This window comes from Crocosphaera sp. Alani8 (assembly GCF_038442745.1).
Taxonomy (GTDB): domain Bacteria; phylum Cyanobacteriota; class Cyanobacteriia; order Cyanobacteriales; family Microcystaceae; genus Crocosphaera.
Genome location: NZ_JARVCN010000174.1, coordinates 24,783 through 35,175 on the forward strand (window position 1 = coordinate 24,783; position 10,393 = coordinate 35,175).

Annotated in this window: 8 protein-coding genes; 6 read left to right on the forward strand and 2 right to left on the reverse strand. The window is 40.7% G+C overall.

All coding sequences use genetic code 11. The annotated features are described in order from the left end of the window. Positions 1 to 252: 252 nt before the first annotated feature. The 4 genes from P9B04_RS11555 to rfbB all read left to right on the forward strand — a co-directional run bounded on the left by P9B04_RS11555 (position 253) and on the right by rfbB (position 4,735). The gene (locus P9B04_RS11555) at positions 253 to 2,337 is read left to right on the forward strand and encodes a M3 family metallopeptidase (protein WP_342055138.1); all 2,085 of its coding nucleotides are present in this window, start codon (positions 253 to 255) and stop codon (positions 2,335 to 2,337) included. A 61-nt stretch (positions 2,338 to 2,398) separates the two neighbouring features. Then, positions 2,399 to 3,001, forward strand: coding sequence for a Uma2 family endonuclease (locus tag P9B04_RS11560; protein WP_342055139.1), 603 nt, complete (start codon positions 2,399 to 2,401; stop codon positions 2,999 to 3,001). A 39-nt stretch (positions 3,002 to 3,040) separates the two neighbouring features. Further along, a complete protein-coding gene (locus P9B04_RS11565; RefSeq protein WP_342055140.1) occupies positions 3,041 to 3,643 on the forward strand; it encodes a Uma2 family endonuclease in 603 nt (200 codons plus the stop codon). Between the two features lie 15 nt (positions 3,644 to 3,658). Then, positions 3,659 to 4,735 carry a dTDP-glucose 4,6-dehydratase gene (gene rfbB / locus P9B04_RS11570; protein ID WP_342055141.1) on the forward strand — a complete coding sequence of 359 codons (1,077 nt, stop codon included), beginning with the start codon at positions 3,659 to 3,661 and terminating at the stop codon, positions 4,733 to 4,735. 36 nt (positions 4,736 to 4,771) lie between these two features. On the opposite strand, the gene P9B04_RS11575 is transcribed toward rfbB, so the two are convergent. Continuing rightward, positions 4,772 to 5,326, reverse strand: a complete 555-nt coding sequence (locus P9B04_RS11575) for a DUF2808 domain-containing protein (protein ID WP_342055142.1) — start codon at positions 5,324 to 5,326, stop codon at positions 4,772 to 4,774. Positions 5,327 to 5,683: 357 nt separating this feature from the next. Then, the gene (locus P9B04_RS11580) at positions 5,684 to 7,831 is read right to left on the reverse strand and encodes a polyribonucleotide nucleotidyltransferase (protein ID WP_342055143.1); all 2,148 of its coding nucleotides are present in this window, start codon (positions 7,829 to 7,831) and stop codon (positions 5,684 to 5,686) included. Positions 7,832 to 8,203: 372 nt separating this feature from the next. Between P9B04_RS11580 and gnd the strand changes: the two genes are divergently transcribed. Both gnd and P9B04_RS11590 read left to right on the forward strand, forming a co-directional pair. Beyond that, positions 8,204 to 9,625 carry a decarboxylating NADP(+)-dependent phosphogluconate dehydrogenase gene (gene gnd / locus P9B04_RS11585; RefSeq protein ID WP_342055144.1) on the forward strand — a complete coding sequence of 474 codons (1,422 nt, stop codon included), beginning with the start codon at positions 8,204 to 8,206 and terminating at the stop codon, positions 9,623 to 9,625. Between the two features lie 142 nt (positions 9,626 to 9,767). Next, positions 9,768 to 10,393: formylglycine-generating enzyme family protein (locus P9B04_RS11590; protein ID WP_342055145.1), on the forward strand; the 626-nt coding region annotated here is incomplete at its 3' end.

Below are 10,393 nucleotides of genomic sequence, written 5' to 3' on the forward strand. Positions count from 1 at the left end.
TAGGATACCTCGGTGATGCGCCGGGGTTTTTTATTTGATAACTACTAAGAATTATCTGTTTCCCCTTGCTTTGAAAAGTAATCCTTTAATTTTTTGGTTAATCACAACATACAATAAGGAGTTGCTCCAAGAATCTGGCCTATCAGGCTATCATAATTTTGAGTTACAGTAAAAATAAGAGGTGGTCGTCGGCTAAAGTTTTGACGATTAACTCGGGAAAAATATCAATTTTTGATTCATTATTACTTGAGTATGAGCAACGCAACTGTAACCAATAACCCTTTATTAATCGGACAAGGATTACCCCCATTTGATAAAATTACGCCTAGTCATGTCATTGATGCCATGACTGCATTACTAAAAGAATTAGAAGAAAAGTTAAACGATTTAGAAGCAAACGTCAAACCAACTTGGTCAGGTTTAGTAGAACCCCTAACAGAAATAGAAGAAAAATTTAGTTGGAGTTGGGGAATTGTGGGTCATTTAATGGGAGTAAAAAATAGTCCTGAACTTCGCCAAGCTTATGAAACAATACAACCGCAAGTTGTTCAATTTATTAATAAACTGAGTCAGAGTGAACCCATTTATAGAGCCTTTAAATCTCTGCAACAAAGCAACCTGTGGAACACGCTAGAAAATGCTCAAAAACGCATCGTAGAAACTGCTATCCGAGAAGCGGAACTTTCCGGGGTTGCTTTAACAGGAGAAACCCGTGACAAATTCAACACAATTCAACTAGAACTAGCGGAACTATCTACTAAATTTTCTAACCATGTTTTAGACGGAACCAAAGCCTTTAAACTGAAATTAACCACAGAAAAAGAAGTCGAAGGATTACCAGCAAGTTTACTCAGTTTAGCAGCACAAACAGCCCGTTTAGAAGGGGAAGAAAACGCAACCGCAGAAACAGGTCCTTGGGTAATTACTTTAGATTATCCTAGTTATGTTCCCTTTATGAAATATAGTAGCCAAAGACACTTAAGAGAGAAGGTTTATAAAGGATTTATTTCCCGTGCATCTAAGGGAGAATTAGATAACAATCCCTTAATTGAACGTATTTTAGAACTGAGGAAACAAAAATCAGAAATCCTTGGTTACAAAACCTATGCAGAAGTTAGTTTAGCCAGGAAAATGGCTCCTAGCGTAGAAGCAGTAGAAACATTGTTAGAAGAGTTGAGAAACGTTAGTTACACCGCAGCAGTTAAAGATTTAGAAACCTTAAAAACCTTTGCTAAAACAGATAATTTAGAACCTTGGGATGTAAGTTACTGGGCAGAAAAACAACGGGAAACATTATTTAATTTTACCGCCGAAGAATTACGCCCTTATTTTCCTTTGCCTCGAGTTTTAGACGGACTATTTACCCTAGCAAAAAGAATCTTTGGGGTAACCATAATTGCTGCCGACGGACAAGCACCGATCTGGCAAGAAGATGTTAGGTATTTTCAAGTTAATAACGAAGCAGGAGAAGCGATCGCCCACTTTTATTTAGACCCCTACAGTCGCCCTGCAGAAAAGCGTGGAGGTGCTTGGATGAATGACTGTATTGGACGGGCAAAAATACGTTTAGAAGAGCAATTTGTTACCCGTTTACCCGTAGCGTATTTAATTTGTAATCAAACCCCTCCTGTAGACGGAAAACCCAGTTTAATGACCTTCGACGAAGTAACCACACTTTTCCACGAATTCGGTCATGGACTACAACATATGCTAACAAACGTGGACTATCCTGGAGCTGCTGGAATCAATAACGTAGAGTGGGACGCAGTGGAATTGCCCAGTCAATTTATGGAGAATTGGTGTTATGATCGCAACACTTTATTTAACATGGCCAAACACTACGAAACAGGAGAAACTTTGCCCGAACATTACTACGATAAGTTAGTTTCTGCGCGCAATTATATGAGTGGTTCCGCCATGTTAAGACAACTACATTTTAGTTTTCTGGATCTAGAATTGCACCATCGTTATCAACCTAATGGAGACGAAACCCATACACAAGTTCGTAACCGTATTGCTGAAAAAACAACAGTAATTAAACCTTTACCAGAAGACGCATTTTTATGTTCCTTTGGTCATATTTTTGCTGGAGGTTATGCAGCCGGTTATTACAGTTATAAGTGGGCAGAAGTGTTAAGTGCTGACGCTTTTTCTGCCTTTGAAGAAGTAGGTTTAAACGACGAAACAGCCATTGCAGAAACAGGAAAACGTTTCCGAGATACAGTTTTAGCATTAGGGGGAAGTTTAGATCCTATGGAAGTATTTAAAGCATTTCGAGGAAGGGAACCACAAACAGAACCTTTGTTGAGACATAGCGGTTTATTACAAGCTGCCTAACCTAACATTAAAGTGCGTTATTGTCTTAATAACGCACTCATAAACTTGACAATTACCTTTTATGAATGTAGCTACTATATCCACCGAGAATATTCCTTTAGTGTTGCAACTGTCACCAGCGATCGCCATGACAGACGAGCAATTCTTTGCATTGTGTCAATTAAACCGAGATTATCGCCTCGAACGCAACGCTAAAGGAGAATTAGTCATTATGTCCCCAACTGGTTCAGAAACAGGAAATAGAAACGCTAAACTAACCCAACAATTGGGTAATTGGACAGACGAAAATCGTACAGGAATTAATTTTGATTTCTCCACAGGGTTTAAACTACCCAATGGAGCAGATCGTTCCCCCGATGCAGCTTGGATGACTTTAGCAAAATGGAATTCCCTCACAGAAGAACAAAAAACTAGATTTGCCCCTATTTGCCCTGATTTTGTGGTAGAAATGCGCTCCCCCAGCGATTCTTTACAATCTCTTCAAGATAAACTACAAGAATATATCGATAACGGAGTAAAATTAGCCTGGTTAATCGATCGCAAAAATAGCCAAGTTTATATTTATCGTCCCCAAACAGAAGTCAAGTGTTTAGATAATCCCATAACTGTGAATGGTGATCCAGTTTTGCCGGGTTTCCAGTTACAAATGAAGACAATTTGGTAGTTAAATTGAGTGTCACCAATCTTTTAGAAAACAAAAAAAATGATTACCACCACTTTAGAAACTGAAAATATTCCTTTAGTGTTGCAACTGTCACCAGCGATCGCCATAACAGACGAGCAATTCTTTGCATTGTGTCAATTAAACCGAGATTATCGCCTCGAACGCAACGCTAAAGGAGAATTAGTCATTATGTCCCCAACTGGTTCAGAAACAGGAAATAGAAACGCTAAACTAACCCAACAATTGGGTAATTGGACAGACGAAAATCGTACAGGAATTAATTTTGATTTCTCCACAGGGTTTAAACTACCCAATGGAGCAGATCGTTCCCCCGATGCAGCTTGGATGACTTTAGCAAAATGGAATTCCCTCACAGAAGAACAAAAAACTAGATTTGCCCCTATTTGCCCTGATTTTGTGGTAGAAATGCGCTCCCCCAGCGATTCTTTACAATCTCTTCAAGATAAACTACAAGAATATATCGATAACGGAGTAAAATTAGCCTGGTTAATCGATCGCAAAAATAGCCAAGTTTATATTTATCGTCCCCAAACAGAAGTAAAATGTTTAGATAATCCCATGACTGTGAGCGGTGATCCAGTTTTGCCGGGTTTCCAGTTACAAATGAAGACAATTTGGTAATTAAAGTATTAGCTTATGTCACTATCTGAAGAGAAAAAAAGTATCTTAATCACTGGTGGAGCCGGATTTATTGGTTCAAACTTTGTTCATCATTGGTGTAAAAATTATCCCGATGACCAAGTGGTTGTTTTAGATGCTTTAACCTACGCAGGAAACAGGGAAAACTTAGCGAATATAAAAGACAAAAAACACTTTAAATTTATTCAAGGGGATATTTGCGATCGCCCTTTAATTGATAAACTTTTAAAAGAAGAAAAGATAACCACTATTGCCCATTTTGCTGCAGAGTCTCACGTCGATCGCTCTATAATAGGTCCCGACGCTTTTATTCAAACCAATGTTATCGGTAGCTTTACTTTATTAGAGAGTTTTCGTCACTATTGGAATGAGCAAGGAAAACTAAAAGATTATCGTTTTCTCCATGTCTCCACAGATGAGGTTTATGGTAGTTTAGAAGCAGACGATCCAGCTTTCTCCGAAACAACTCCCTACGCTCCCAATAGTCCTTATTCTGCCTCAAAAGCAGGGAGCGATCACCTGGCAAGAGCTTATTTTCATACTTATAATGTACCGACAATTATTACCAATTGTTCTAATAATTATGGTCCTTATCACTTTCCTGAAAAATTAATCCCCTTGATGTGTATTAATATTTTATTGGGTAAACCATTACCTGTTTATGGAGATGGACAAAACATCAGGGATTGGTTGTATGTGGGGGATCATTGTTCTGCATTAGAAACAGTAATTAATAAAGGAAAACCAGGCGAAACTTATAATATTGGCGGTAATAATGAAGTTAAAAATATTGACTTAGTAACCATTTTATGCAGTTTAATGGATGAATTAGCCCCAGATTTACCCGTTAAACCTTCAAAAGAATTAATTACTTTTGTTAAAGATCGTCCTGGACACGATCGCCGTTACGCTATTGATGCGACAAAAATCAAAACAGAATTAGGTTGGACACCGCAAGAAACCCTAGAAAAAGGATTAAGAAAAACAATCGAATGGTATCTTAATAATCAAAGTTGGTGGCAACCTTTACTATCAAAAGATTATCAAGAATATTATCAAAAAGTGTATGGATAATATCAGTTTGACGTTAGGATTTATGACTTTTGAAGTTTAAGGAAAGCGATCGCCTTTTTGACTAAAGCTTAACCGACCTAAACCTATATATAAACCTTGAGAATTTTCACCAGCAGGATAAGCAGTAATAGCAAATTGATAATTCCCACTAAATTCCGGGTTACTTTTCGGTTTCATAGCAATTGTAAACGTTTTTCCAGGGGGAATAGGAGGGTCAAAAATAACCGAAATTTTATTATTATCAAGATTCCGTTTAACCCGACTAATATTGAGAGAATCATCTCTATTAACGGGTTTACCTTCAAAGGCAACAGTATCATCTAAATAGAAATAAATTGTCTCTAATCCTTGAGTTTGTTGAAGAGTCAATCGTTGTAAGGACTCCCCAACATTGTTAGGTAAGTGAACAGTAAAATAATAAGTTGCCCCTTGGACACGAATACGACTTAGTGTGGTTACCGTGTCCAGTAAACGAGGAGAATGGTTGAATAAAGTTTGATTGTTTCCTGTATTTAAAGCCAGTAGAGGAGAACTTAAAAAAATACCACTACTAATAATACCGAAAATTGTTTTGAATACTGTACGAATCATAATCAATTGTCCCCAAAAACAAAAACCTAGGTTGACCTAGGTTTCTATTTTACTGATTATTTTTTCATCCCTGATGCTGATTTACTCCTTATTTCACTTTAAACTCACATCTTGCACCTTCGATAAAACTGGCTAGTTTGTAAGGGTTCAGCTATCAGCCATCAGTTGAAACATCTCAATCTCTATCTTCTGCTGTGAGTCAGATTAAACATAAGCTTAACGCTTTCAGCCAAGAGATGAAAGCCGAACGCTGTGCGATAGCGCCGGAACGGAGTGAAGAACTGCTGAGTGCTTACTAATTTAAGTTTTTATGTACTGGTGCGAGATGTCAGTTAAACAGAGATGAAGATTCATCGTTCAAAGGGTCTTGCGAACAGCCGCCGCTTCATCTGGATGAATACCCAAGCGAGTCAAGTTAAGACGACCTTTACTGTCGATTTCACGAACCTTAACCACCACTTCATCACCCACAGCAACCTCTTCTTCCACCTTCCCAACTCGCCTTTCAGCTAACTGAGAAATATGGATCATGCCCTCTTTACCTGGTAAAATTTCCACAAAAGCCCCAATGGGGATGATACGGGTAACACGACCTAAATAGACCTCCCCTTCGTTTAGTACACGGGTCATGTTAAAAATTAGGTCTCGGGCCCGTTCTGCTTTCTTAGCTTGGATAGCCGCGATGGTAACGGTTCCATCATCAGCAATATCGATTTTTGAGCCAGTTTGTTCAGTGATACTCTTAATAGTCTTACCTCCTGGTCCAATAACCAAACCAATCTGTTCGGGATCAATTTTCATAGTTAGTAGACGAGGAGCAAAAGGAGAGAGACTGTCACGGGGTTGATCGATGGTGGCCAGCATTTTATCGAGTATGTGTAAACGAGCCGGTAGAGCCTGTTCTATGGCTTTAGCGACAACCTCCATACTCAGTCCTGTAATTTTCATATCCATTTGTAGAGCAGTGATACCGCTATCGGTTCCCGCCACTTTAAAGTCCATATCCCCTAAAAAGTCTTCTATACCCTGAATATCAGTGAGGATACGCACTTCTTTTCCCTCTCGAATCAAACCCATTGCAGCTCCACTAACAGGTTTAATAATGGGAACCCCTGCATCCATTAAAGCTAAAGTCGAACCACATACGGACCCCATAGAAGTGGAACCATTAGAAGAAACCACTTCTGATACCACCCGAACCACATAGGGAAATTCATCTTGCGCTGGTAAAACAGGCAGAATAGCCCTTTCAGCCAAAGCCCCGTGACCGATTTCTCGACGGCCCGGGGAACGTAAAGGTTTGGTTTCTCCCACTGAAAAAGGAGGGAAGTTGTAGTGATGGAGATAACGTTTTTCGTCTTCAGGATGGAGATCATCCCCCAAATCTTGGGCATCCCCTGGAGTTCCTAAAGTTGCCAAAGAAAAGACCTGAGTTAGTCCTCTGGTAAATAAAGCACTACCGTGTACTCTGGGGGGTAAAAGTCCCACACGACAGGAAATAGGGCGAACTTCATCCAGCTTGCGGCCATCAACACGGATACCCTCGTCGACAATTTGCGATCGCATTAACTTTTTGGTTAACCCTTTGTAAAGGTTGCCCAAAACTTTCGGTTCTTCGGTAGTGAGTACCTTGATCGGATCTTCTTCAGGAAGTTCAGCTATAGCTTCTTCGATAGCGGTTTCCTTAATATTGTCCAGTGCCGTATCTCTTTCTGCCTTACTGAGATCGTACTGCACTAGAACCTTTTTCACAGAATCTTTTGCGCGATCGCTAATGAATTTTTCTAGAGCCTCGTCGGTGGTTGGGGGTTCAGCTTTGGCGATTTCTAAGCCCAACTCTTCCATGATGTCATACTGAGCGCCGATCAAATCTCTCACCGCTTCGTAGCCAAAATCGATAGCCTCGATGATATCTTGTTCGGGGAGTTGGTTGGCTCCTGCTTCTACCATCACCACCCCATCAGGACTACCTGCCACCACAAGATCCAGATCTCCACTTTCTACTTCTCTATAGGTGGGATTGATAATAAAGTCATCTCCGATTAAACCCACCCTAACAGCTGCCATCGGACCATAAAAGGGGATTTTGGCCTGGATTACGGCGATAGAAGAACCAGTTACTGCCAAGACATCTGGGGGAACTTCCTCATCCATAGATAGAGTAGTAGCAATAATCTGAATATCGTTGCGCCACCAGTTAGGGAATAGGGGACGTAAAGGGCGATCGATCAGACGACTAATGAGGATTGCCCGTTCTGGGGGACGGCCTTCCCGTCGTAAAAATCCTCCTGGAATCCGCCCCGCAGCATAGAGTCTCTCCTCGTAGTCTACGGTTAAGGGTAAAAAGTCGATGCCTTCTCTTCCTTTGCTTGTTGTTGCTGTGACCAAAACTGCTGTATCTCCGGACTGGATTAAGACTGCCCCACCTGCTTGGGGGGCTAACAGTCCTAGCTTTAGGCGAATATCTCGTCCGTCGAAGGATATTGACTTGTCAAACTCTTGCATGTAGCGTTGGTTCCTTTTCTTTTATCACGTTTCTCTTTCTGTCGCGATCCTAACATTTTTAAGGAACTTGACGCGATGCTTTGATGGAGATCAAGCCATTTCTTAACTTGTGGCTACTTTGCATAGAAGTTGAACTATAGTTTAGGACACTCTGGATCACCGAAAACCAATCTGTGAGGGGTTTTACCTCCTGCCTCCTGCTACATAAGCGATCGCTTGTTGAGAATGATTACTTAAAATTCTATTTAGAGAAACCAGGTCACAGAAAATTAGGAGCTACACTTATATGTGGTGTTCCCTAGACACACTTCAACAGTCAAACAAGATCAAAGTCCTCTTGATCAAACAACCCGTAGAGTTGGTAGGAATTATATGACAAAGCGAACCTTTGGTGTCATCGGCCTGGCGGTAATGGGAGAAAATCTCGCCCTCAACGTCGAAAGTCGCGGCTTCCCTATTGCTGTTTATAACCGTACAGCAAGTAAAACAGAAGAATTCATGAAAACACGGGCCCAAGGCAAAGATGTCAAAGCGGCCTATTCCTTAGAAGAATTTGTAAAAACCTTAGAACGTCCTCGTAAAATCTTAGTCATGGTTAAAGCAGGTGCGCCTGTTGACTATGTTATTGAAGATTTAAAACCTCTTTTAGAAGAAGGGGATATGATCATCGATGGCGGTAACTCCTTATACGAAGACACCGAAAGACGCACCAGAGACCTAGAATCAACCGGTCTTGGTTTCGTCGGAATGGGTGTTAGTGGCGGTGAAGAAGGTGCCTTAAAAGGTCCTAGCTTGATGCCTGGGGGTACCAAAGCAGCCTACGAAGAATTAGAACCCATTTTAACCAAAATTGCAGCCCAAGTAGATGACGGACCATGTGTTACTTTCGTTGGTCCTGGTGGTGCTGGACACTATGTAAAAATGGTTCACAACGGCATTGAGTACGGCGATATGCAGTTAATTGCAGAGGCCTACGATATCATGAAAAATGCCCTTGGCCTGAGCAATGAAGAATTACACGAAGTTTTCAAAGAGTGGAACACCACCGATGAACTTAATTCTTTCTTAATTGAAATTACGGCCGATATCTTTAAGTATGTTGACCCCGATAGCAAGAAGCATCTGGTTGACCTAATTTTAGACTCCGCTGGACAAAAAGGAACCGGTCGTTGGACCGTGGTAAGTTCCTTAGAGTTAGGGGTTCCCATTCCCACCATGTACGCTGCCGTAAACGCAAGGGTGATGTCTTCCTACAAGGAGGAAAGAGAGTCCGCTTCTCACCAGTTAACTGGCCCTGCCATTAAATTTGATGGAGATAAAAAAGCCTTTATTAACAAGGTTAGAGACGCTCTCTACTGCTCTAAAATGTGTTCCTATGCTCAGGGAATGGCTTTAATTGCTAAAGCTTCTGCTGAGTATTATGGTAACCAGGTTAGCTTACCCGAATCTGCGCGCATCTGGAAAGGCGGTTGTATTATTCGTGCCGGTTTCTTAGACAAGATTAAGAAGGCATTTGTAGACAATCCTGATCTACCTAACCTACTCTTAGCCCCTGAGTTTAAACAAAGTATCTTAGATCGTCAAGACGCTTGGCGTGAAGTGCTAGTATTAGCGAATCAAGTAGGTATTCCTGTTCCTGCTTTTAGTGCTTCTTTAGACTACTTCGACAGCTATCGTCGTGCTGATCTACCTCAGAACTTAACCCAGGCACAAAGAGACTACTTTGGTGCGCACACCTATGAGCGTGTTGATAAACCCAAAGGAGAAGCTTTCCATACCGAGTGGGCTGCTTGAATTTTACTGACTGATAGATAAGAGTCATAATGTAGCTTAGGGATCAACAATCGTTGATCCCTACAATTTTTTCAGCCTCAAAATTCTTGTCAACCTGAGTTTGATATAAGAAAATTTATCTACTAAAAAACTTCTTGAAATAATGGATACAATAAAATTAGATTTAGTAGAAGTTCCAGAAGGAACATTTATAATGGGAGCTAATATGGATACCGATGTTGAAGCTGAGGAAGATGAAGAACCAAAAAGACAAATATGGCTATCAACTTATAAAATTCAACGAACTCCAGTTACTATAGATTTATGGGTGCAGTTTCTTCAATCAAGTGCTTACCATTGGAGTTTTCATAAAGAAATAGAACAAAAGAGTGACGGGAAGCCATATCCAATTACTTATGTAACTTGGTTTGATGCTTACCAATTTACTAAATGGCTCTCAGAAATAACAGGAGATAGATATGCACTACCAACTGAAGCACAATGGGAAAAAGCGTGTCGTGGAGAATGTGGACAGCTTTATCCTTGGGGAAATGAAGAACCAGAAGACTGGTACTGGGATACAATGCCTCCAGTTTCTACAACACTCTTACCAGTAGGTGTGCGCCTAGATAGGCAAAGTCCCTATGGCTGTTTGGATATGTGGCAGAATATAGCTGAATGGTGCTTGGATTGGTATGATGAAGAAAGGTATGATTATGGAGAAACATACTGTCAAAACGAAGCTTCTCAAAAAGTCTGGGGGGACTCGCCGAAAGTTAGGGGACAAAG

Coding starts and splice junctions, on each gene's coding strand:
- P9B04_RS11555 (WP_342055138.1), top strand. CDS start 253: ATGAGCAACGCAACTGTAACCAATAACCCTTTATTAATCGGACAAGGA.
- P9B04_RS11560 (WP_342055139.1), top strand. CDS start 2,399: ATGAATGTAGCTACTATATCCACCGAGAATATTCCTTTAGTGTTGCAA.
- P9B04_RS11565 (WP_342055140.1), top strand. CDS start 3,041: ATGATTACCACCACTTTAGAAACTGAAAATATTCCTTTAGTGTTGCAA.
- rfbB (WP_342055141.1), top strand. CDS start 3,659: ATGTCACTATCTGAAGAGAAAAAAAGTATCTTAATCACTGGTGGAGCC.
- P9B04_RS11575 (WP_342055142.1), bottom strand. CDS start 5,326: ATGATTCGTACAGTATTCAAAACAATTTTCGGTATTATTAGTAGTGGT.
- P9B04_RS11580 (WP_342055143.1), bottom strand. CDS start 7,831: ATGCAAGAGTTTGACAAGTCAATATCCTTCGACGGACGAGATATTCGC.
- gnd (WP_342055144.1), top strand. CDS start 8,204: ATGACAAAGCGAACCTTTGGTGTCATCGGCCTGGCGGTAATGGGAGAA.